24 protein-coding genes are annotated in these 22714 nt (G+C 61.8%); 7 read left to right on the forward strand and 17 right to left on the reverse strand.

Annotated features, from left to right (window positions below; genetic code table 11):
* Nucleotides 1–66 precede the first annotated feature (66 nt).
* The 9 genes from bamA to FJ434_RS00810 all read right to left on the reverse strand — a co-directional run bounded on the left by bamA (nucleotide 67) and on the right by FJ434_RS00810 (nucleotide 9173).
* Entirely contained in the window at nucleotides 67–2442 is a 2376-nt protein-coding gene (bamA, locus tag FJ434_RS00770; RefSeq protein WP_140750263.1) for an outer membrane protein assembly factor BamA, read from the reverse strand.
* A gap of 217 nt (nucleotides 2443–2659) precedes the next feature.
* On the reverse strand, nucleotides 2660–3802 hold the full coding sequence (gene rseP, locus FJ434_RS00775; protein WP_140750261.1) for an RIP metalloprotease RseP: 1143 nt from the start codon (nucleotides 3800–3802) through the stop codon (nucleotides 2660–2662).
* Between the two features lie 97 nt (nucleotides 3803–3899).
* The gene (locus FJ434_RS00780; RefSeq protein WP_140750259.1) at nucleotides 3900–4715 is read right to left on the reverse strand and encodes a phosphatidate cytidylyltransferase; all 816 of its coding nucleotides are present in this window, start codon (nucleotides 4713–4715) and stop codon (nucleotides 3900–3902) included.
* Nucleotides 4712–5446 (reverse strand): isoprenyl transferase, encoded by a 735-nt coding sequence (locus tag FJ434_RS00785; RefSeq protein ID WP_140711669.1) that lies wholly within the window; start codon nucleotides 5444–5446, stop codon nucleotides 4712–4714. The genes FJ434_RS00780 and FJ434_RS00785 overlap by 4 nt, the downstream gene beginning before the upstream one ends.
* Before the next feature lie 32 nt (nucleotides 5447–5478).
* Entirely contained in the window at nucleotides 5479–6033 is a 555-nt protein-coding gene (frr, locus tag FJ434_RS00790) for a ribosome recycling factor (RefSeq protein ID WP_027142617.1), read from the reverse strand.
* A gap of 101 nt (nucleotides 6034–6134) precedes the next feature.
* Complete coding sequence (pyrH, locus tag FJ434_RS00795; RefSeq protein WP_027142616.1) at nucleotides 6135–6857, reverse strand: UMP kinase; 723 nt, start codon at nucleotides 6855–6857, stop codon at nucleotides 6135–6137.
* A gap of 152 nt (nucleotides 6858–7009) precedes the next feature.
* Complete coding sequence (locus tag FJ434_RS00800) at nucleotides 7010–8119, reverse strand: aldo/keto reductase (RefSeq protein WP_140711671.1); 1110 nt, start codon at nucleotides 8117–8119, stop codon at nucleotides 7010–7012.
* A 35-nt stretch (nucleotides 8120–8154) separates the two neighbouring features.
* The gene (locus tag FJ434_RS00805; protein WP_140505476.1) at nucleotides 8155–8682 is read right to left on the reverse strand and encodes a nuclear transport factor 2 family protein; all 528 of its coding nucleotides are present in this window, start codon (nucleotides 8680–8682) and stop codon (nucleotides 8155–8157) included.
* 62 nt (nucleotides 8683–8744) lie between these two features.
* Nucleotides 8745–9173: a nuclear transport factor 2 family protein gene (locus tag FJ434_RS00810; RefSeq protein ID WP_140711673.1), complete on the reverse strand. Its 429-nt coding sequence runs from the start codon at nucleotides 9171–9173 to the stop codon at nucleotides 8745–8747.
* Nucleotides 9174–9285: 112 nt separating this feature from the next.
* Here FJ434_RS00810 and FJ434_RS00815 point away from each other — a divergent pair, with 112 nt between their 5' ends.
* A complete protein-coding gene (locus tag FJ434_RS00815) occupies nucleotides 9286–10221 on the forward strand; it encodes a LysR family transcriptional regulator (protein WP_140505480.1) in 936 nt (311 codons plus the stop codon).
* Nucleotides 10222–10234: 13 nt separating this feature from the next.
* Here the strand turns inward: FJ434_RS00815 and tsf are convergent, their stop codons facing one another.
* The 5 genes from tsf to FJ434_RS00840 form a co-directional block, all read right to left on the reverse strand.
* Nucleotides 10235–11155 (reverse strand): translation elongation factor Ts, encoded by a 921-nt coding sequence (tsf, locus tag FJ434_RS00820; RefSeq protein ID WP_027142611.1) that lies wholly within the window; start codon nucleotides 11153–11155, stop codon nucleotides 10235–10237.
* Between the two features lie 109 nt (nucleotides 11156–11264).
* Entirely contained in the window at nucleotides 11265–12047 is a 783-nt protein-coding gene (gene rpsB / locus FJ434_RS00825) for a 30S ribosomal protein S2 (RefSeq protein ID WP_140505484.1), read from the reverse strand.
* 176 nt (nucleotides 12048–12223) lie between these two features.
* A complete protein-coding gene (locus tag FJ434_RS00830; RefSeq protein ID WP_140750257.1) occupies nucleotides 12224–12835 on the reverse strand; it encodes a LysE family translocator in 612 nt (203 codons plus the stop codon).
* Nucleotides 12832–13110 carry a DUF4031 domain-containing protein gene (locus tag FJ434_RS00835; protein WP_027142608.1) on the reverse strand — a complete coding sequence of 93 codons (279 nt, stop codon included), beginning with the start codon at nucleotides 13108–13110 and terminating at the stop codon, nucleotides 12832–12834. The genes FJ434_RS00830 and FJ434_RS00835 overlap by 4 nt, the downstream gene beginning before the upstream one ends.
* 31 nt (nucleotides 13111–13141) lie before the next feature.
* The gene (locus FJ434_RS00840) at nucleotides 13142–13972 is read right to left on the reverse strand and encodes a cell envelope integrity EipB family protein (protein ID WP_027142607.1); all 831 of its coding nucleotides are present in this window, start codon (nucleotides 13970–13972) and stop codon (nucleotides 13142–13144) included.
* Between the two features lie 139 nt (nucleotides 13973–14111).
* Here FJ434_RS00840 and FJ434_RS00845 point away from each other — a divergent pair, with 139 nt between their 5' ends.
* The 5 genes from FJ434_RS00845 (at nucleotide 14112) to FJ434_RS00865 (ending at nucleotide 17415) form a co-directional block, all read left to right on the forward strand.
* Nucleotides 14112–14576 carry a RidA family protein gene (locus FJ434_RS00845; RefSeq protein ID WP_140750255.1) on the forward strand — a complete coding sequence of 155 codons (465 nt, stop codon included), beginning with the start codon at nucleotides 14112–14114 and terminating at the stop codon, nucleotides 14574–14576.
* 14 nt (nucleotides 14577–14590) lie between these two features.
* Nucleotides 14591–15319, forward strand: coding sequence for a glycerophosphodiester phosphodiesterase (locus FJ434_RS00850; protein WP_140750418.1), 729 nt, complete (start codon nucleotides 14591–14593; stop codon nucleotides 15317–15319).
* Between the two features lie 55 nt (nucleotides 15320–15374).
* Nucleotides 15375–16586 (forward strand): GNAT family N-acetyltransferase, encoded by a 1212-nt coding sequence (locus tag FJ434_RS00855; protein ID WP_140750253.1) that lies wholly within the window; start codon nucleotides 15375–15377, stop codon nucleotides 16584–16586.
* A 70-nt stretch (nucleotides 16587–16656) separates the two neighbouring features.
* A complete protein-coding gene (locus FJ434_RS00860) occupies nucleotides 16657–16905 on the forward strand; it encodes a hypothetical protein (RefSeq protein WP_140750251.1) in 249 nt (82 codons plus the stop codon).
* A 78-nt stretch (nucleotides 16906–16983) separates the two neighbouring features.
* Nucleotides 16984–17415: an HIT family protein gene (locus tag FJ434_RS00865; protein WP_140505492.1), complete on the forward strand. Its 432-nt coding sequence runs from the start codon at nucleotides 16984–16986 to the stop codon at nucleotides 17413–17415.
* A 193-nt stretch (nucleotides 17416–17608) separates the two neighbouring features.
* On the opposite strand, the gene clpA is transcribed toward FJ434_RS00865, so the two are convergent.
* The 3 genes from clpA to FJ434_RS00880 all read right to left on the reverse strand — a co-directional run bounded on the left by clpA (nucleotide 17609) and on the right by FJ434_RS00880 (nucleotide 20997).
* Complete coding sequence (gene clpA / locus FJ434_RS00870) at nucleotides 17609–20077, reverse strand: ATP-dependent Clp protease ATP-binding subunit ClpA (RefSeq protein ID WP_140505493.1); 2469 nt, start codon at nucleotides 20075–20077, stop codon at nucleotides 17609–17611.
* Nucleotides 20078–20083: 6 nt separating this feature from the next.
* The gene (clpS, locus tag FJ434_RS00875) at nucleotides 20084–20413 is read right to left on the reverse strand and encodes an ATP-dependent Clp protease adapter ClpS (RefSeq protein WP_010909565.1); all 330 of its coding nucleotides are present in this window, start codon (nucleotides 20411–20413) and stop codon (nucleotides 20084–20086) included.
* 254 nt (nucleotides 20414–20667) lie between these two features.
* Nucleotides 20668–20997: a phasin family protein gene (locus FJ434_RS00880; RefSeq protein ID WP_027142601.1), complete on the reverse strand. Its 330-nt coding sequence runs from the start codon at nucleotides 20995–20997 to the stop codon at nucleotides 20668–20670.
* 284 nt (nucleotides 20998–21281) lie between these two features.
* Between FJ434_RS00880 and FJ434_RS00885 the strand changes: the two genes are divergently transcribed.
* Complete coding sequence (locus FJ434_RS00885) at nucleotides 21282–22703, forward strand: D-alanyl-D-alanine carboxypeptidase family protein (RefSeq protein WP_140750249.1); 1422 nt, start codon at nucleotides 21282–21284, stop codon at nucleotides 22701–22703.
* Nucleotides 22704–22714: the final 11 nt, after the last annotated feature.

The following is a 22714-nucleotide window of genomic DNA, read 5'->3' on the forward strand; positions in this document are numbered from 1 at the left end:
GCTATATCCAGCTAGGTCGGAACATTTCTCCCGGATCCAAAACCCGGGAGCATCGTTGGCCGCCGATCAAAAGCGGGTCGATATGCCGAAGTTGAATTCCTGCACGTCGTCTTTGGCTTCCTTCTTGACCGGGATCGCATAGTCGATACGGATCGGCCCGAACGGCGAGGCCCACATCAGGCCGACACCGACCGAGGCGCGCACTTTCATGCCGGTAGAATCTGGATCGACCAAGCCAGTGGCGATCTTGCTGCCATAGAGCGTCGCCGCATCGGCGAACACCGCGCCACGCAAGCCGAAGCTCTCGGGAACAACCGGCAGTGGGAATTGCGCCTCGGCTGACGCATTGAAATAGGTCGTGCCGCCCAGATGGTCACCGCTGGTGTCGTTAGCAACCGGGCCGATGCCACCATAGGCAAAGCCGCGGATCATGCGATCGGTGCTCTGGAAGTGGTCGAAGATGCGCAGATCGCCGCTGCCGTAACCCTCGACATGGCCTGCACCACCCGAAAGGAGGCCGACAAGGTCAAGCTGCTCCGACAACGTCTGATAGATGCTGCCGCGCCCCGTGATCTTCACGAACTTGGCATCGCCACCGAGACCGGCGACCTCCACGGTCGTGTTGGCGTAGATACCCTCGTGCGGGTTCTTCATGTCGTCGATGGTGTTGTAGACCAGCCCAAGGCTGACCGAAGACTTGATCCACGGGCTCTGCTCGATACCATCCAGGACAGCCTGTGAGATGTTACAGGTGCCGTCCGGATCTCCTGGGCTGGTTGGACCGCAACTATCGTCGACCTTATACTTCTCTTGCGAGATGTTGTACGCCAGCTGGGTTGTAATGCTGTTGGTGATTGGCAGCCCGAAGCGGATCGTCGCGCCGGTGGTGTCGCTGTCGTAGTTGTTGTTGTATTCCCGCGTCGACTTGTAGATGTCGAAGCCGGCGGCGATGCGCCGCCCGAGGAAATAGGGCTCGGTGAAGGACAGGCTGTAATCGCGCGAGTTCTTGCCGCCACCGGCCGACACCTTGATGAACTGGCCACGACCGAGGAAGTTGCGCTCGGTGATCGATCCTTCGACGGACGGTCCGGCCGAGTCGCCACCGGTCGAATAGCCGGCACCAACCGAGAATTCACCCGTCGACTTCTCGACCACATCGACCACCAGCACGACCTGATCAGGGGCCGAGCCAGGCACAGTCGAAATGTCGACTTTGTCAAAGTAATTGAGGTCTTCCAGACGCTTCTTCGCGCGCTGGATGAGCACCTGGTTGAACGCGTCGCCTTCGCTGACGTCGAATTCGCGGCGAATGACATAGTCACGCGTCCGATCGTTGCCGCGGATCTCGATGCGCTCGACATAGGCCTTGGTGCCCTGGTCGACCGTGTAGACCACCGAAATCGTATGGTTCTCGAAGTTGCGATCGCCACGCGGCGTCACCTGCGCGAATGCATAGCCGGAACCGGCCACCTTCTCGGTCAAGGCAATGATCGAGTCTTCGACATTCTTGGCGCTGTAGACATCGCCCTTGTGTGTTTCCACTACCGATTCCAGCGACTTGGAGTCCACTTCCGGGATCGTGCTTTCGACGCTGATGTCGCCGAAAGTATAGCGCTCACCTTCCTGGACGGTGATGGTGACCGTGTATTTGTTGGTCGCATTGTCGAGCTCGCCGACAGCGGACACGACCTGGAAATCAGCATAGCCGTGATTATAGTAGAAGCGGCGCAGCAGTTCCTGGTCGGCGCGCAGCTTGTCTTCATCATAGACGTCGTCGCGCAGGATGAACGAGACCCAGGATGAGCGCTTGGTATTGATCACGTCCGACAGGCGGCGGCTGGAATAGGCGCTGTTGCCGACGAAATTGATTGCCGCGATCTGAGTGCGATCGCCTTCGGTGACGTGGAACACCACATTCACGCGGTTGTCGCCGAGCTCCATGATCTGCGCGGTCACGCCGGCATCGTCACGGCCGATGCGCCTGTAAGCGGCCTTGACCGCCTCGACGTCCGAATCGAGCGTAGCCTGGGAGAACGTGCCGCGCGGCTTCAGCTGAACCGCTGCCTGAAGCGCGTTGTCCTTGAGCTTCTTGTTGCCCTGGAACAGCACCTGGTTGACGACCTTGTATTCCGAAACCTTGACGACCAGGGTCGAGCCGACCTGGTTGATCTGGACATCCGAGAACAGGCCGGTGCCGAACAGCGCCTTGACCGCGCTATCGACATCGGAGCTGGAGAAGGCCTTGCCGGGCTTGATGGTGATGTAGTTGCGGATGGTATCGGCGTCGACACGCTGGTTGCCGCTCACCTCCACCCTGCTTACGACAGCGGCTTCGGCCGCCGATGTGGCAACGAACTGCACTGCGAGCGCACCGGGTACGACCAGAGCGGCGGACAGTGCCGCCGCTGACGCGGCGTTTAGAAACTTGGATGCTGCCTTCATCGGGCTTAATAACCTTTTCTCGTAGTCCCCACGGCGAGAAAACCGGACGTGCGGTCATTTCCCCTACCGTATTAACCGGATTTTCCCTACACGCAAGGCTTCTGGTTAATTTGTATTTACTTAACCCTGTTGCGTGGCTTTCGCGTCACTCATATCCCCGTGCATGGTAAACGGCGTCTCAACATCGACCATGCCCAGGCCGAATTCCTTCATGATTTCAGCACCCAAAGAGATCGTTCCAGAACACGAACGCCATGAAGCACAGCACCAGAAGCAGACCGGCCCGATAGGCCATTTCCATCATCCGTTCCGACACCGGCCGGCGGATGACGGCCTCCACCCCGTAGAACAACAGATGGCCGCCGTCGAGGGGGGGAATCGGCAAAAGGTTTAGAATGCCTATCCCGACGGAGAGCAGCGCGACAAGCTGCACCAGCCACTCGAAACCGAGTTTGGCAGCCTTGCCGGCCATGCCTGCGATCTTGACCGGACCACCCAGCTGGCACTTGTCCTCGCGCCCAACGACGAAGCGCTGCAGAAACTGGCCCGTGCGCTCGATGACATGGCCCGTTTCCTCAACGGCCGCCGCAACGGCTCCCCCCGGGGTGTATGTGATAAGACGAGGCTGGCCGAGTTCCTTGTTGTTGACGACGCCGATCACCGCAACCTTGATCTTGTTGCCGAGCGCGTCCTCTTGTTCCATCAGGTGCGGCGTCGCGGTCACCGTGACCTCCTTGCCGCCGCGCAGCATGACGAAGGTGATGGTGTCGCCGGCCCGGCCCGAGACCAGCCGCTGCACGTCTCCGAAGGTTTCGACCTTGCTGCCGTCGACACTGACGAATCGGTCGCCAGGCAAAATGCCAGCTTTGGCCGCGGGACTGTCGGCGGTAATCTCCGCGACCATGGGCTCCGCGACATAACGCCCATAGGAGGCAAACAGCACGGAAAAGACGACGATCGTCAGCAGGAAGTTGAACAGCGGCCCGGCCACTACCGTTGCCGCGCGCTTCCAGATCGCCTGGGTGTGGAAGGCAACCTTGCGTTCCTGGTCGGTCAGCGTTTCGAGCTCGTCCGATGTCGGCTTGCTGGAGGTGGCGCTCATGTCGCCGACAAACTTGACATAACCGCCAAGCGGTATGGCGCAAAGCTTCCAGCGCGTGCCGTGCCTGTCGTTGAAGCCTATGAGCTCCGGACCGAAGCCGATCGAGAAGGCCCTGACCCCGATGCCGCACCAGCGGCCGACGAGGTAGTGGCCCATCTCGTGAACGAACACCACCACGGTCAGTACGAAGAGAAACGGCACGAGCGTGCCGAGAAAGAGGCCTTCCGTGCTGAAAATCGCGTGAAGAATCTCGTTCAACTCAAGCCCTCAAGTTCTTCCGCGGTCGCTGCGTGACTGTGACATCAATACAGGCGAATCCAAGGCACGTCCGCGCCAGATCGTGGAATGACACCATTCAAATGGCAAACAGCCCCTGCGCCGGATGGTCGGCGCCCGCCGAAATCCAACCGATGACGTATAGGGCAAGAGCGGCCGCGACAAGCCCGTCGACACGATCCATGATGCCGCCATGGCCAGGAATGAGCACGCCCGAATCCTTGCGGCCGTGCCGCCGTTTGACCCAGGATTCGAACAGGTCGCCAGCCTGGGCGACGACGGACAGCACCAGCGCCACGATGCCGAGCAACGCCAGGTTGTCGGCGCCGGCAATGGCTGCCAGCAAAAGTCCCGCGACGACGCCACCGACCGCCCCGCCGAACGCGCCGCTGCGCGTCTTGCCTGGCGAAATCGACGGCGCCAGTTTGGGCCCGCCGACGGCGCGCCCGACGAAATACGCGAAGATGTCGGTCGCCCAGACGACCGCGAACAGAAACAGGATGGCGACGAAGCCCGAATGGTCGCCGTCGCGCAGCAGGGCAAGCGACAGACCCGACACGGAGGCATAGGCAAGGCCGCCAGCGTCCCACTGGTCGATCCTGCGAATTCCCGCGGTGGTCGCCGTTATCGCAACCAGAATCACCACGAGCGGCAGCAGCCACAATGCGGACAGGCCGGCAATCAAGGCACCGACGAAAATGACCATCAGCGCTTCCGGCAGGAAGCCAAGCCCGTCGGCCGCGGCGGGCCGCGACATGCGTGTCCATTCATAAAAGATCATTGCCGCCATGACGGTGCACAGCAGCCGGAAAGGCAGGCCGCCAAGCCAGGTCAGGCCAAGGGCGGCAATAGCGAGCACGACCGCCGAAATCACACGTAGCTGAAGGTTGCTCATCCCGCGGCCGGTCGCGACGCGACGTCTTGCGGGTCCAGTCCGCCGAAGCGGCGCTCGCGGCCGGCATATTCGCGTAGAGCCTCGGCGAGGTGCTCGCGATTGAAGTCCGGCCAGTAGCACGGCAGGAAGACGAGCTCGCTGTAGGCGGCCTGCCACAAGAGGAAGTTGGACAGGCGAAGCTCGCCGCTGGTGCGGATGACCAGCTCCGGATCGGGAATGCCTTGCGTGTCGAGAGAGCCGGCAAAGCTTTCGGCGGTGATCGCCTCGCTGTCGATTTCACCGCGCGCCACCGCCTCGGCGAGCTTGCGCGCCGTGCGCACGATCTCGTCGCGCCCGCCATAATTGAAGGCGATCACCAGCGTCAGCGAGGTGTTGCGGATCGTCAGCGATTCGGCTTCCTCGAGCAGCCCCCTGATGTCCGCCTGCAGCCCTGCCCGGTCGCCGATGATCCTGACCCGCACGCCGCTCTGGTGCAGCTCGGCAAGGTCGCGACGGATGAACAGCTTCAACAATCCCATAAGATCGCTGACCTCGGACTTCGGCCGTGACCAGTTCTCCGACGAGAAAGCATAGACGGTCAGGAAGGAGATACCGAGACCGGGGGCGGCACGCACAGCCTTGCGCAGCGCCTCGACGCCGGCGCGATGACCCGCGAGCCTCGGCATACCGCGCGCCTTGGCCCAGCGTCCATTTCCATCCATGATGATCGCGACATGCGCGGGCGTTGTCATGATCTCGCTTTCGGATCAGCCAAGGGCCAACCCTAAACCTGCATGATTTCAGCTTCCTTGTCGGAAAGCAGATGATCGATGGTGCTGATGGTCTCGTCGGTAAGCTTCTGGACCTGGTCGGAACGCTTGCGCTGATCGTCCTCGCTGATGTCGCCGTCCTTCTCCGCCTTCTTCAGGAAATCCATGCCATCGCGGCGCACATGGCGCGCGGCGACGCGCGCGTTCTCGGCATAGCCGTGCGAAATCTTGACCAGTTCCTTGCGGCGCTGTTCGTTGAGCTCCGGCAGCGGAATCCTCAGATTGGTGCCGTCGACGATCGGGTTGAAGCCCAGATTGGATTCCCGGATCGCGCGGTCGACCGCGCCGACCATCGACTTGTCCCAGACCGAGACCGAGATCATGCGCGGCTCAGGCACGGTGACGTTGGCCACCTGATTGATCGGCATGGTGGTGCCATAGGCTTGCACCTGGATCGCGTCGAGCAGGTTGCTGGAGGCGCGACCGGTCCGCAGCGAGGCCAGATCATGCTTGAACGCCGCGATTGCCCCATCCATGCGCCGCTTGAGATCGTCGTACTCACCACTCATTCTAGTCTCCTCGACCCGTCTGCCGCGGGTTCACTGCTTCGGGCAAAGGCCCCGTGTTGGAGCCTGATTTCGAAACCCGGTTTCCCGGGATCGGGCCCGGATCACTCGTCCGCGACGACCGTACAGCGGCCGCCGCCCCTCAGAATATCGCCGAAACCACCTTTTTCGTGGATCGAATAGACGATTATCGGAATGTTGTTTTCGCGCGCAAGTGCAATCGCAGCCGTATCCATGATCGAAAGGCCGCGATTTATGACTTCGGCATGGCTGATGCGCTCGAAACGTGTCGCGCTTGGATCCTTTTTCGGGTCGGCCGAATAGACGCCGTCGACCTGCGTGCCCTTGAACAACGCGTCGGCGCCAATTTCGGCGGCACGGAGCGCTGCGGCCGAATCGGTGGTGAAGAACGGATTGCCGGTGCCGCCGGCGAAGATCACCACCTTGCCCTGGTTCATGTAGGCGGTCGCCTGGCGCTGCGAAAAGCTCTCGCAAAGCTCAGGCATGGCAATCGCGGACAGCACAACGGCGTCGACGCCGATCTTGTTCAGCGATGTGCGCAGCGCCAGCGAATTGATGACAGTGGCAAGCATGCCCATATGGTCGCCAGTAACGCGGTCCCCACCCTTGGAGGCAACGGCCACGCCGCGAAAGATATTGCCGCCGCCAATGACGACACCCACCTCTATGCCCAGCGCGCGCGCCTCGGCGATGTCGCCGGCGATGCGGTCGACGACCGAGACATCGATGCCGAAATGCTGTTCGCCCATCAACGCTTCGCCCGAAGCTTTCAGCAGAACACGTCGGTAGAGGGGCTTCACCGTCATCTGGTTCCTCGAAAATCCCGGCGCGGCAAGCTCTGAAGGCGAAAAAGGCCTCCTGCTTCGCCCGGCGGTGCTGTCATGACGGGTTGACCGGATACACGAAGGGCGCGGCGATGTCACGCCGCGCCCTTGTGCAAAATTCCAGGCTTTTTGGATCAGTTGCTGCTGATGGCAACAGCCTCGCCTTCGACCACGACCGGCAATGCATAACCGGACGGCTTGTCGCCGGTCACGACACCACCGGCGACACGGACCTGGATCTCGGGACCGAAATAGGAATGCGGGAACGGCGCAGGCGTGCCGCTCACCTTGTCCAGCCGCTGGCGAAGCGCGGGCGGTATCGAGAAATCGAGCGCGGCAACATTGTCCTGCAACTGCGAAAGTCTCGTTGCCCCAAGGATGACGGTGGCGATTCCTGGCTGTGTCGCCACCCAGTTGAGCGCCACCTGAGCCATGCCGCGGCCGAGTTCGGCGGCGACTTTTTCCAACTCCGCCACAACAGCCCAGTTGTGATCCGTGAATTTCTGGAAGCCGGGATGGGTGGTGTTGCGGAAGCCGTCGAGCCGGCCGGCATTGCCCGCTTGCATCGGCCGGTATTTGCCGCTCAACAGGCCGCTGGCCAGCGGGCTCCAGACCATGATGCCGGCGCCATGACGTGTCCCGAACGGCACGAATTCATGCTCGATGGCACGCTCCGCCAGGGAGTATTCGAGCTGCAACGCCGAGATCGGCTCATAGCCGCGCAGTTCGGCGATCGCCTGAGCCCGCCCGGCATACCAGGCCGGCACGTCGGACAGGCCGATGTGACGTATCTTGCCTGCCCGAACCAGATCGTCGAGCGTGCGCAGCACTTCCTCGGCCGGCGTCAGCCTGTCCCAGATATGCATAAGATAGAGATCGATGTAGTCGGTGCCCAGCCGCTTCAGCGAGGCGTCGACGGCACGCATGATGTTCTTGCGGCCATTGCCGCCGGCGTTGGGATTGCCGGGGTTCGAGTTCATGGTGAATTTGGTGGCGATCACCGCCTTGTCGCGCAAGCCTCGCTCGGCCACGAATTCACCGAGCCAGGTCTCGGCGGTGCCCCCGGTATAAAGGTCGGCGGTGTCGAAGAAATTGCCGCCGGCCTCGACATAGGCGTCAAACATCGCGCGCGCCGTATCCCGGTCCGCGCCCCAGCCCCATTCCGTGCCGAAGGTCATCGTGCCCAGCGCCAGCCGGCTGACGCGCAGGCCGCTGTTGCCGAGTGTGTAGTAGCTCATCGTCATTGTCTTTTCCGATCCTGATCCGGTTGATGCGGGCGTCATTGGCCCGGGGTCGTCTTGACCCAGGGATTGCCGCGTTCATGCGTCATGCGGAAGGTGAAGCCATCGACCTTCCAGGCGGTGCCAGAACGAGTCAGGTGGTGCTCATAGGTGCCCCAGACTTCCCAGAGTGGATCGCCATTGCCCTCCATCAGGTTCCAGGCATAGCCGTTCGACAGAACAGTCGCCGTGTCCGCCTCGAGGACGACCTGGTGATTGGTGCGCAGGTGCAGGCTGGTCTTGCTGCCCTTGAGATTGCCGGCCCAGGCGCCGATCAGATCGTCGGAGGCAATGTTGGCCGCGGGCTGCCCGGACAGGCTGCTGAAGTCGGCGGTGACCCGATCCGCGAAATAGCTGCGCGCGCGTTTCCAGTCCTGCGCGTCGACGGCGCGGTCGATGGCATCGGCGATACGGATCACGGCGCGTTCATCGGCAAGTGCCTGCCAGCCGGTCGGTTCGGCACCACCGGCATCGACGGGTGCCAAGGCAAGGCCTGCTGCGAAGGTAACGTGTTTCAAGGCATTCATTTCGCTTCTCCTTTGGTGGATAGGTTTGCAACGGACGGATGATCAGTCGGGGAGGTCCGCCTTCAGCCTTTTGACAGCGCGTCGACAACGACCTGGAAGCGGCGCGGGTCGAAATAGTCGTGATAGGCACTGATCAGGCCATTCTCGAAATGGAAGACGGCAATGTTGCTGTTGGTGTATTCAGTGCCGCCGACGAGCACGGCGCGGTTCCGGTATTCGACCACCACGGCTTCGGAGTCCGCAGCGGGATAGATGGCCGTCAGTTGCGATTCGAAGGTTTCGAAATTGCCGAACAGTCCCCTGAAGGCGGCCACGATCGCTGCCTTGCCGTCGATGCTGTCGCCAAATCCCGCCAGCGGATAGAAGACTATGATGCGGCCATCCTCGGCCCAGAGTTCACTCCAACTGTCGATATCCTTGCGGTGCATCAGGTCAAAGAAGTTGTGTACCGTCTGGAGGTTGCGGGCTTGTCTGGAATGAAGGTCGGACATCGGAGGCTCCTTGCTGTCTGATGCTTGCCGTTCGATGCCGTCTTAAATGATCCGCTTTTGCCTCCTCGATAAGATTGCATGATCTGCATGGACCGTGCGATATGGTTCATGAATGGACCGGGACCTGCTCACCCACCTGCCTGTCATTGTAGCCGTTGCGCGGCGCGGCGGCTTCGCACTTGCCGCGGCGGAACTCGGGATGAGCCCGTCGGCGGTCAGCCATGCGGTGCGGCTCGTCGAGGAGCGTATCGGCCAGCCGCTGTTTGCGCGCACGACGCGCAGCGTTTCGCTCACCGAGGCCGGCAAGGCGCTGGTGGAAACGGCGGCCCCTGCCCTCCAGGATATTGCCGAGCGGATGGACCGCATCCGCAGCGACAAGGGCAGGCCGTCTGGCCTGCTCAGGATCAACGCCTCCAACATCGCGATTCCATTGGCGGTGACGCCGGTCGTCGCCGCGATGGCCGAGCGCTATCCCGACATTACGGTCGAGATTTTTGCCGATCAGGGATTGGTCGACATCGTCGGCGAAGGTTTCGACGCCGGCATCCGGCTCGGCGAGATGATCGCGCAGGACATGGTTGCCATCCGCCTGACGCAACCCTTCAAAGTCGTCATCGTCGCCTCTCCCGCCTATATCGGGCGACGTGGCCGTCCGCGCCGAGTAGCCGATCTCGCGAACCACAATTGCATCGGGTACCGGCTTGTCCGCTCGGGGGCTCTCTATCGCTGGGATTTGACCGAGGATGGCAAGGATGTGGTCATGGAAACCAGCGGTACGGCCATCGTGACGGATTCGCTCGCCGCCATTGATCTGGCGCTCGCTGGGGTCGGCCTCGCCTATATGTTCGAGCCGCTGGCCCGCGCGGATCTGGCAGCCGGGCGCCTGGTGCAGGTTCTGCCGCAATCAGCGATCGAGGAACCCGGCCTTTTCCTCTACTTCCCGCGCCGCGCGGCGATGGCGCCGAAGCTCAGGGCGTTTATCGATACCGCAAACGAAATCGGCCGGGCACCCCTGCGGACGCCCGGCCGAAAAACACAGTCGGAATAAAGCGGTAAGACGCTTACTTCTTGACCGCCGCCGCGACTTCCGCGGCGAAATCGGACTCTTCCTTCTCGATGCCCTCGCCGAGCGCGAAGCGCAGATAGGCCGTGATCTTGGCCGGCGCGCCGATTTCCTTTTCGGCATCCTTCAGCGCCTTCTCGACAGTGATGTCGGGGTTGAGCACGAAGGCCTGCTTCAAGAGCACGACTTCCTCATAGAACTTGCGCAGGCGACCCTCGACCATCTTTTCGATGATGGCTTCCGGCTTCCCGGACTGGCGCGCCTGGTCGGAGAAGATTGCCTTCTCACGCTCGACCGCCGCCGGGTCGATCTGCTCGGCGGTCAGCGCCATCGGGTTGGTGGCGGCGACATGCATTGCGACCTGGCGGCCAAAGGCATTGGCGGCATGCTCGTTGCCGGTAGTCTCGATCGCGACCAGCACGCCGAGCTTGCCAAGGCCATCGGCAACCGAATTGTGGACGTAGGTCGCAACCGCGCCATGCGGCACGGTCAGCTTGGCCGAGCGACGGAAGCCCAGGTTCTCGCCAATGGTGCCGACAGCGTCCTTGATGGTGTCGGTGACCGACTTGTCCGAACCCGGATACTTCGCGGCGGCCACAGCCTCTGTCGTGCCATAGGCAAGCGCCACCTTGGCGACGTTGGCGACGATTTCCTGGAAGGCGGCATTGCGGGCGACGAAATCAGTCTCGGAATTCACCTCGACGACGGCGGCTTCGCGCACGCCGTTGTCGACGCCGATCAGGCCTTCGGCGGCGGTGCGACCGGCCTTCTTGTCGGCCTTGGAGATGCCCTTCTTGCGCAGCCAGTCAACGGCTTCTTCCATGTTGCCATTGGTCTCGTTCAACGCCGCCTTGCAGTCCATCATGCCCGCGCCGGTCAAGTCGCGGAGTTCTTTGACCTGTGCAGCCGAAATGCTCATTGTCGCCTCTTTGTTTAAATGCACCGACGCACCATCGTTATTTGATGGTGCGTCTGTTTAGCGTGCCAAAATATGAGAAAGATGAAGGCCGCAAACCGGCCTTCGACTATCAAGCCTCTGGGGCTTCCGACGCCGGAGCCGGATCGAGCGCCGGCTCGACCGGAGCTTCGACCGAAGCGCCGATATCCATGCCGAGCGCGCCCTGCTGACGGGCGATGCCGTCAATCGCGGCCTTGGCGATCAGATCGCAATAAAGCTGGATGGCGCGGGCCGCGTCGTCATTGCCGGGGATCGGGAAATCGATCTTGTCCGGATCGCAGTTCGAATCGATGATGGCAACGACCGGGATGCCCAGGCGCTTGGCCTCGAGGATGGCGATCGCTTCCTTGTTGGTGTCGATTACGAACATCAGGTCGGGCGTCGAGCCCATGTCCTTGATACCGCCGAGCGCCTTGTCGAGCTTCTCGCGCTCGCGGTCGAGGTTCAGGCGTTCCTTCTTGGTCAGGCCTTGCGCCTCGCCGGCCAGCATCTCGTCGAGCTTGCGCAGGCGCTGGATCGAGTTCGAGATCGTCTTCCAGTTGGTCAGCATGCCGCCGAGCCAACGCGAATTGACGTAGTACTGGGCCGAACGCTGCGCGGCATCGGCGACGATGTCGGACGCCTGGCGCTTGGTGCCGACGAACAGCACGCGGCCGCCCTTGGCAACGGTGTCGGAAACCTGCTTTAGCGCCTGGTGCAGCAAAGGCACCGTCTGCGAGAGGTCGATGATGTGGATGTTGTTGCGGGCGCCGTAGATGTAGGGCGCCATCTTCGGGTTCCAGCGGTGGGTCTGGTGGCCGAAGTGAATGCCAGCTTCCAAAAGCTGGCGCATGCTGAAATCAGGCAGTGCCATTCTCATTTCCTTTCCGGTTAGCCTCCACGGACACAGGCATTTTTTGGACGAAGTCCTCGAACGCCACCGGAGGTTTCAGCCGGATTTCTCCCGGGCAGACACCAAAGTCCGTGTGTGGAATGAGCGGGCATATAGAGGGGAAGCGCGATAAACGCAAGCCGTGTGACGCTTTCCGCTCAGCGTGCGGCAATCAGCGCTCCGGTGCCTATCATGGCACTGCCGGCGAACCTGTTCATCAGTCGCATGCGCCCGGGCGTCCTGAACCAGCCCGAGGCCCGGCCCGCAAGTACCGCATAGACACCCATGGTGAGGATATTGACGCTGATGACGACGGCCACCACCAGCAGGCCATCGACAAACGTCAGCGTGTCGAGATCGAGGACCAGCGGCATGATCGAGGCATGGAACAGGATCGCCTTCGGATTCCCCAGCGCAATGGACGCGCCAACGAAGAAGAACCGCGACAATCTCGCCTGTGCCGTCTGCGGCCCGTTCGGTTGCGTGGCCGAGGCCCGCCACATCCTGATGCCGAGAAAAATCAGGTAGGCGGCGCCTGCATATTTAAGCAGAAGGAATATCCATTCGAATGTCTGGGCCAGGGCTACCAGCCCGAGCAGTGCCAGAGTGACCAGCACGGCATCGCCGGCGGCGACCCCCACGCCGGCCATGAAGGCGCGAAGAAAACCACGCGACACGCCATTGGTGATGACCGTGAACATCGCTGGCCCCGGTGTGGCGGCGGCGAGTGTGACGGCTGCGCAATACGCGAAAAATGCCGTTGGTGTCATGACCGGGCCTTTCCGTTGGGTACCCGCACGCGCCTGAAGATCGCGACGATCTCCTCGCGGCTGCATTCGATGGCGCCGAGCCGCACCGCGCGGTCGCGCTCGAAACCGGTTATGTCATAGTGTGGCGCCGATGTCCTGGGCGGCCCCTGGTAGGACGAGCGCTTCACGCCAAGCCGGGATGCGAACCGATGCAGCTCTTCGGTGTCGTCGGCCATCAAATGGCACCAGCGATGGCCTGCCCACTTCCAGATCGCCGCATCGACATAGACCGCCATCAAGCCCGGCCAGCTCACTTGCGCATCGCTGCTACTTCGATACGGGACAAGGCTTTGTCTGGTCGAACAGCGACAGGTTGACCAGCTTGCCGGTCATGGAGAAGTCGCCATAGTCCATGACGAGATCACGGGTGATGCCGTTTTCATGCAGCTTGAAGCTGATCCGGTATTCCGGCACTTCCTCGCCCTTCTGGGCACTGTCGTCGAAATAGGCGATGTCGACCGGCCAATATTTGTCGGTGGCAAGCTTCGCCAGTGCCGGCGCTTCCGGATCGGCCTTGTCGGCTTCGGTCTTCTTGCCGACGACAACCGTGGTCGTCATCACCTTGTTGGCGTCCTCCGACCCGTCGAACAGGTTGGTTTGATAGAAATTTTCGCCTTTTTCGGCCTTGCCGATCAACTCGACCAGATGCTGGGTCGGAAACTGGGTGGCCGCGAGTTCAAGACTGTTCTTCTCCGGCTTGTCGATATCGACCTTCAGCCCCTTGGCATTCTTTGTCGCGACGCCCTTGACCTCCTTGTCGAGGTTCTGGTCGACGAAGGACTTCGTTACGAAAGAAAACACCTTGCCTTCCGCGTCCTCGAAGGTGGTGGTCTGCTGGTCGGTCAGCTTCGTGTTGTCGCTGGTCGCGATCTGCGTGACGAAACGGAATTTCACCGTGTAGCCTTCGCAGGCCGAGCCGTTGAACTCGTAGACCATACGGCCGGTGATACCGGTAATGCCGGATCGATCATCCGCCTTTTTGAGGGTGAGATCGTAGACGGCGCGATGCGCCTGCAGCGCCGGTACGGCGAAAGCGGAGCCCACAGGGAACAGCGCCGACAACAGAACGGCGTGGAATGCAAGGCGCGCTGCGCGCATGAGGTACTCCAATCGTCGCGGCTGATGGCAGGGCCGCAGGGAAAGATGGTCCAGCTTAAAAAAAGTCGTGGCGGAAGCGAGGCAAAAATAGCAATTTCGGCCCGGCTAGCGCGGCACCTTCCAGCAATAGGGAAAAGCAATGAGTGAAACAATCGAAAAGCGGCTAAATGATCTCGGCGTGACGCTTCCTGTTGCCGCCGCGCCTGCCGCCAACTACGTGCCCTATTGCAGGACCGGCAATCTGCTGTTCACGGCGGGACAATTGCCGCTCAAGGACGGCAAGCTGCAGGCGAGCGGTCTGCTCGGCCGCGACGTCGACACGGCAAGCGGCAAGGACGCCGCGAAATACTGCGCCATCAACATCCTGGCGCAAGCCAAGGCGGCACTTGGCGACCTCGAGAAGATCCGCCGTCTGGTGAAGATCACCGTCTTCGTGGCGTCGGCCACCGACTTCGTCGAACAGCATCTGGTCGCCAACGGCGCCTCCGATTTCCTGGTTGCCGCGCTTGGCGAAAGCGGCAAGCACGCACGCTCCGCCGTCGGCACCGCCTCCCTGCCGCTTAATGCCGCGGTGGAAATCGAAGCGATCTTTGAAGTCGAATGAGTGAAGGTGCGGACATGACCGACCTCTCCTGGCTGACTGCCCGGCCGGTTGCCCATCGCGGCTTTCACGACATGAACAAGTCGCGCTGGGAAAACACGCTTTCCGCCTTCGCCGCCGCGGCCGAACGCGGCTACGCGATCGAATGCGACGTGCATCTGTCGTCGGATGGCGTTCCCATCGTCATCCATGATGACGATCTGCAACGGCTGACAGGTCAGGACGGTTTCGTCTGGCAACGCAGCGCGGCCGAACTTACCGCGCTCAAGGTCGGCGGCACGGCGGATCACGTGCCGACGCTGCAGGAAACGCTCGACCTCGTCGACGGCCGCGTGCCCATGGTCGTCGAGCTGAAAGGAACTCCCGGTCGCGATGGGGGCCTAGTGGCGCGCGTCGGCAAGATGCTGAAGCGCTACAAGGGCAAGGCGGCGATCATGTCGTTTGATCACTGGCTGATCCGCGATTTCCCTAGGCACGCGCCCGGCATTCCGGCTGGATTGACCGCCTATGGCAAGGACGCCAAGCTGATCGAAGCACATTTTTCCATGCTGGCGCACGAACTCTCCTTTACCTCCTATGCCGCCGGCGATCTGCCGAACCCGTTTGTCAGCTTCGTGCGCGAAAAGCTCAAAATGCCTGTCATCACCTGGACGGTGCATGACCAGCCGGCGGTCGACCTGACCTTTAGATATGCCGACCAGATGACGTTCGAAGGTTTCGAACCCGACCTGGTCAAAGTCGCCTGAGCAGGGTGCCCGAAACGTGACTTGTAGCGGCCCGAATGGAGCTTAAATAAGCCTCATGGATCAGGGCGACGACTGCGACGGACAATCGGCGAATGCGGGCTATTCGATCCGGATCGCCGCAGGCATAGGCGCCTTTACCTGCGATGAATGGAACGGCTTTGCCGGAACCACGCGCGGCGACGCGGCCGGATATAACCCGCTTGTTTCATTCGCTTTTTTGAGCGCTCTGGAGGATTCGGGCTGCGCCGTGCGGCGCACTGGCTGGCAAGGCCATCACCTGCGGCTGGAAACCGCACAAGGCAGGCTGCTCGGCGCTATTCCCTGCTATCTCAAGTCGCACAGCCAGGGCGAATATGTGTTCGATCACGGCTGGTCGGATGCCTTCGAGCGCGCCGGCGGCCGTTACTATCCAAAATTGCAAAGTGCCGTGCCGTTCACGCCGGTCACCGGCCCTCGCCTGCTGGTCGGCAAGGGCGAGGATCAGGACGCGGTTAAGGCCGGGCTTGCCGCCGGGCTCAAAATGGTGACCGACAAGCTCGGCATATCCTCGGCGCATGTCACCTTCGCGCAAGAGAGCGACGTCGCGACGCTGGAGGCCGCGGGCTTCCTGCATCGCACCGATCAGCAATTCCATTTCTTCAACGAAGGCTTTTCCACCTATGACGACTTCCTCGCCACGCTTGCCTCGCGCAAGCGCAAGGCGATGAAGAAAGAACGGCGCGAAGCGCTCGCCGATGGCATCACGATCGACTGGCTGACCGGCAAGGACCTGACCGAAAAGGCCTGGGACGACTTCTTCGCCTTCTACATGGACACCGGCAGCCGCAAATGGGGCCGCCCCTACCTGAACCGTCAGTTCTTCTCGCTGATCGGCGAACGCATGGCGGACGACATCCTGCTGGTGATGGCCAGGCGCAACGGGCGCTACATTGCCGGCGCCATCAACTTCATCGGCTCCGACGCGCTCTACGGCCGCAATTGGGGCTGCATCGAGGATCATCCCTACCTGCATTTCGAGGTCTGCTATCACCAGGCCATCGACTTCGCCATCGAACGCAAGTTGAAGGTGGTCGAAGCAGGCGCGCAAGGCGAGCACAAGCTGGCGCGCGGCTACCGGCCGGTGACCATGCATTCGGCGCATTACATTGCCCACCCCGGCCTGCGCAAAGCGGTCGCCGATTATCTCGGGCGCGAGCGGCGCGAGGTGGCGCGGATGGGCGAATATCTGGAAGAACATACCCCGTTCCGCAAAGATCTCGAGGAATAGCAGGCTTTTTCGACACGCCTGCCGACGCTGTTTACCCCGCGGCAGGACCCCGCTAGGCCATGCCTCGGGCATGGGCGCGCAAGTCTACGCCATTAAAGCCCTAAACTGCAGATTGTCGCACGATGTTGCTGCCCTGCGGGTCCTCGATTGCGCCTTCCTGTCGACGCTGCTGGCCGGCGGGCTTCCGCTCGACAGGGTGTCCGCGACACGGGCCGCCTTGTTGAACGACTGCGCCGCACCTTATTTCGACAGCGCGTCGTCGCGCAAAAGACGCTTCCATCGCGCGCTCGTAGAAGCCACCATGGTCGATCTCGGCTGATCGCCCCGCAGCTTCGTCTTGCCGCTCGGAGGTGGCTTCGCTACACCGGACGTCAAGGCAAACTCCGGAGCGTTCGCCATGACTGAGACCGCCTACGACACCGACAACATCTTCGCAAAGATCCTGCGCGGCGAAATACCCTCGCACCGCATCTATGAGGACGAAGCGGTCGTGGCCTTCATGGATGTGATGCCGCAGGGGCCGGGGCATACACTGGTGATGCCGAAGGTGCCGTCGCGTAACCTGCTCGACGCCGATCCGTCAACGTTCGGCCCGCTTTTCACGGTGGTCCAGAAAGTGGCGCGGGCCGTCCGCAAAGCATTTGACGCCGACGGCGTCACCGTCATGCAGTTCAATGAACCTGCTTCGGGGCAGACCGTCTATCATCTTCACGTGCATGTCATCCCGCGCTTCGACAGCATCCCGCTGAAGCCGCATACGGGCGCGATGGAGAATCCGGAAGTGCTGGCGCGGAACGCAGACAAGATCCGCGCCGCGCTGGGAAGCTGATTCCGCGCATCATTTCGCGGAGAGAACCGGCCGCTCGCGTGAGCCGTTCGATCGCGCTCGGGCGGGGGCGTTGCATCAGTCCTTAGGCAGAAGCCTCCCCGAGGGCCCGGGCGATGCTCGACTTCCTGAACGCGCCGCGTCGTCCCAATGAAAAAAGCCCCGTTTCCGGGGCTCTCTTCAACTTTTGTCAGGCTCAGTTCTTTCTGGGCAGTTGCGGCACGAGGCTGCGCTTGCCGCCGTCCTTGCCCTTGGGCTCGGGCTTCTGCGCCACGACCTTCTTTGCCGCAGGCTTCCTGGCCACGGCCTTGGATGGCTTCGGCGCGTCTTCCGGCTCTTCCTTCTTCGGCTTCACCGGCGCCTCGTCGGCGAGCGATTCGAGCTTGAGGCCGGTCTCGCCGGTTTCCTTCTTCTCGACGGTGACGCGCACCGTGCCGCCCTTCTTGAGTTTGCCGAACAGCACCTCGTCGGCCAGCGGCTTCTTGATGTGCTCCTGGATGACGCGGCCGAGCGGACGCGCGCCCATGCGTTCGTCATAGCCCTTGTCGGCGAGCCAGGCGATCGCGTCCGGCGACAGGTCGAAGGTGACGCCACGCTCGGAAAGCTGGGCTTCCAGCTGCATGACGAACTTCTGCACCACCTGATGGATGACCGGCACCGGCAGCGAGCCGAACGGAATGATCGCATCGAGACGATTGCGGAATTCCGGCGTGAACAGCCGGTTGATCGCTTCGACATCGTCGCCTTCGCGCTTGGTCGAACCGAAACCGATCGCCGCGCGCTGCGCATCGGATGCGCCCGCATTGGTGGTCATGATCAGGATGACATTGCGGAAGTCGATCTGCTTGCCGTTGTGGTCGGTCAGCTTGCCGTGGTCCATCACCTGCAACAGGATGTTGAACAGGTCCGGATGCGCCTTTTCGACCTCGTCGAGCAGCAGCACGCAGTGCGGATGCTGGTCGACACCGTCGGTCAAAAGGCCGCCCTGGTCGAAGCCGACATAGCCGGGAGGCGCGCCGATCAGCCGCGAGACGGTGTGGCGTTCCATATATTCCGACATGTCGAAACGGATCAGTTCGACACCGAGCGAGGCGGCCAACTGCTTGGCGACTTCGGTCTTACCGACGCCGGTCGGACCTGAGAACAGGTAGGAGCCGATCGGCTTCTCCGGTTCGCGCAGGCCGGCACGCGCCAGCTTGATCGCCGAGGTCAGCGCGGTGATGGCAGTGTCCTGGCCGTAGACGACGCGCTTGAGCTCGATGTCCAGGCCCTGCAGCACCTTCTCGTCATCGGCCGAAACCGTTTTCGGCGGGATGCGTGCCATGGTGGCGATCGTCGCTTCGATCTCCTTGATACCGATCGTCTTCTTGCGCTTGGCCTCCGGCACCAGCATCTGCGAGGCGCCGGTCTCGTCGATCACGTCGATCGCCTTGTCCGGCAGCTTGCGGTCGTTGATGTAGCGCGCCGACAGCTCCACCGAGGCCTTGATCGCCTCGTTGGTGAACTTCACCTTGTGGAATTCCTCATAATAGGGCTTCAGGCCCTTCATGATCTCGATGGCGTCCTCGACGGTCGGCTCGTTGACGTCGATCTTCTGGAAGCGCCGCACCAGCGCGCGGTCCTTCTCGAAGAACTGGCGGAACTCCTTGTAGGTGGTCGAACCGATGCAGCGGATCGCACCCGATGACAGAGCCGGCTTCAACAGGTTCGACGCATCCATGGCGCCGCCTGACGTAGCACCCGCACCGATCACCGTGTGGATCTCGTCGATGAACAGCACGGCGCCCGGATAGTCCTCGAGCTCCTTGACGACCTGCTTCAGCCGTTCCTCGAAGTCACCGCGATAGCGCGTGCCGGCCAAAAGCGTGCCCATGTCGAGCGCGAAGATGGTCGCATTGTGCAGGACTTCCGGCACGTCGCCCTCGACGATGCGCTTGGCCAGGCCTTCGGCGATCGCCGTCTTGCCGACGCCGGGATCACCGACATAGAGCGGGTTGTTCTTGGAGCGACGGCACAGCACCTGGATGGTGCGGTTGATCTCGCTCTCGCGGCCGATCAGCGGATCGATCTTGCCGGCCTTGGCCTTGTTGTTGAGGTTGACGCAATAGGCGGTCAGCGCGTCCTGCTGCTGCTTCTTCTTGCCGCCTTCCTCCTGGGGCTCGGCACCGTTCTGGCCGCCCTGCTCGTCATCGGCGCCGCGCGGGGTGCGGCTCTCGGACGCGCCCGGACGCTTGGCGATGCCATGCGAGATGTAGTTGACCGCGTCGTAGCGGGTCATCTGCTGTTCCTGCAGGAAATAAGCGGCATGGCTTTCGCGCTCGGCGAAGATGGCGACGAGCACGTTGGCACCCGACACTTCCTCGCGGCCAGATGACTGCACATGGATCACCGCGCGCTGGATGACGCGCTGGAAACCGGCGGTCGGTTTGGAATCCTCATCGTAGCCGGTGACCAGATTGTCGAGCTCGGTGTCGATGTAGGTCAGAACGGTATGCTTCAGTTCGTCAAGATCGACGTTGCAGGCGCGCATGACGGCGGCCGCCTCCGTGTCGTCGATGAGCGCGAGCAGCAGGTGTTCAAGGGTTGCATATTCATGGTGCCGCTCGTTGGCGAGCGTCAGCGCTTGATGAAGCGCCTTTTCCAGGCCTTGGGAGAAAGCCGGCATGTTACCTCACTTCTTCTCCATCACGCATTGCAGCGGATGCTGATTCTGTCGGGCGAAATCCATGACCTGAGACACTTTGGTCTCGGCCACCTCGAATGTATAGACCCCGCACTCGCCCACTCCATGATTGTGAACATGAAGCATGATGCGTGTGGCAGCTTCGCGGTCCTTCTGGAAAAAACGCTCCAGCACGTGAACCACGAACTCCATCGGAGTGTAGTCGTCGTTGAGGATGAGGACCCGGTAAAGGCTGGGCTTCTTGGTCTTGGTTTTGGTGCGCGTGATGACGGCCGTCCCGCGGCCGGCCTCATTGCCGTCGCCGCCGCCGTTTTGCATCCGCGCCACTCGTCTCGTGGCAGTCAAACCGATCGTCACGTATTCCTGCCTCTTCGAATCCTCATGCGAGTTTCACATGTAGGTGTTCGATGGACGATTTTAAGCCCTTCTGGTTAGCTGACAATATGGCTAGGTGACCAACTTGGCGGAATTTCGCGATCGTGAAGCGTTGACATGAAAAAACCCGGCCGCGTTTCCACGACCGGGTTTTGTCCCGCGCCCAAAGGGCCGGATCTGGAATTCTCGGGCGAAAATTATTTCGCCTTGGCAACGATCGATTCGAAAGGCTTGTAGGCTTCCTTGGCGAGTTCGGCATAGAGGTCGCCAATCTTGGTGGCCTCGGCAACGAACGCCTCGTAGGACTGCTTGGCATAGTCGGATTGAATCTCGATCGCCTTGTCCAGCGACTTGGCCGAGAACAACTTCTCGACCGCGGCGCTGCCGGCTTCGAGGCTCTTCTTGGTGTATTCGCCGGCCTCGGTGGCGATCGCCTGCGCGCCCTTGGACAAAGAGGCGAAGCTCTTCAATCCGGTGTCAGTGAACTCCTTGCCGTATTTGCTGAAGTCCTCATAGGTCTGGGTCATTTTCGTACTCTCCCTGGACGGTTGACGCGCCCTGCCCCGAGCGCCGTTGTGCAATGCATATATATATTGTGCGGCGCACAAAAGTCAAGAATTCGGAGGCTCGCGGCCGCGCTGGCGGCGGCAATGGCTAAAATTCAAATAAAGGAAGGCTCAAACCGCCAGAAAATGGTGAACGCGGCGGTTACCATAAACGGATTGGTAACGCTGCCCCGCTAGCTTGGCTGGAAGTGAGGCAGGATCCCTTTGCCGCCTCCAACGCAACGAGAAATTCAAAGGAACTACCAGTGCGTCAGGCGTTGTCGGGCATCGTTTCCAAATCCGCGTCCCCTCTCAAAACGATCATGATCCTCGCCATGGCGATGACATTCGTCGTCGCGGGTGCCGCCTCGTCGTTCGCGGCAAAATCGGCAGCCATCGTCGTCGACGCCAAGACCGGCAAAGTGCTCTACTCGGCCAATGCCGATGGCCGGCGCTATCCTGCCTCGCTGACCAAGATGATGACGCTCTATCTGACCTTCGAAGCGATGGCGAAGGGCAAGATCAGCAGAGACACGCCAGTCGTGTTTTCAGCCCATGCATCCGCCGAGGCGCCGACCAAACTCGGCGTGAAGCCGGGCGGATCGGTCGCGGTCGAGACCGCGATCCTGTCGATAGTCACGAAGTCGGCCAACGACTCGGCGACCGCGCTCGGCGAGATGCTCGGCGGCAATGAAACCAATTTCGCCCGCATGATGACGGCCAAGGCGCGGCAGCTCGGCATGAACGGCACCGTCTTCCGCAACGCCAACGGCCTGCCCGACCCGGGGCAGTTCACCACCGCGCGCGACATGGCCACGCTCGGCATCGCACTCAGGGAACATTTTCCCCAGTACTATGGCTATTTCGCGCAGCGCTCCTTTCTCTACGGTCGCCAGCGCATCAACGGGCACAACCGCCTGCTCGGACGCATCAAGGGCGTCGACGGCATCAAGACCGGCTACACCCGCGCCTCCGGCTTCAATCTCGTCTCATCAGTATCTGATGGCAACCGCCGCCTTGTCGCCGTCGTCATGGGCGGCACCTCGGGCGGCAGCCGCGACAACCAGATGGCTGGTCTGATTAACGCCTATTTGCCGAGGGCATCGACCCGCGGTGGCGGCGATCTGGTCGCCAAGGCGGACAGCAATCCCATCAGCGCACTTGCGAAGGTTCTCCTGCCCAAGCATGACGCGCCGACTCCGGACGAAAAGCCGGTGGCCGTGGCGGAAGCCGATACGGCCGTCGCGAACGACGCGACCGTTGCCCAGGGCGACAGCGAGGACGAGGATACAGCCGAGGCAGAGACACCCAAGCTGGTTGTCCCGGCAAAGAAGGTGAAGACGGTCATCGTCTCCGCTCCCAAGATCGCCACCGCACAGGTCGTGGCTGCCTATGCAGAGCCCGCCCCGGCCGTTGATCCGGTCAACACCGCGTCGGTCCCGTCAGGCTGGGCCATCCAGGTCGCTTCCTCGCCGAAGCAGTCCGAAGCCCAGGCTTTCCTCGACAACACAACCAAGCAGGCTCCCAAGGTGCTGGCCGACGCTTCCGGCTTCACCGTCGCTTTCGACAAGGACGGCGTCACCTACTACCGCGCGCGTTTCGGCGGCTTTGGGTCGAAGGATGCCGCGTGGAAGGCTTGCACCGCTTTGAAGAAGAAGAAAATCGAGTGCTACGCCGTCCAGCAATAGGACCGCGTGGA

The organism is Mesorhizobium sp. B2-5-13 (assembly GCF_006440535.1).
GTDB lineage: Bacteria > Pseudomonadota > Alphaproteobacteria > Rhizobiales > Rhizobiaceae > Mesorhizobium > Mesorhizobium salmacidum.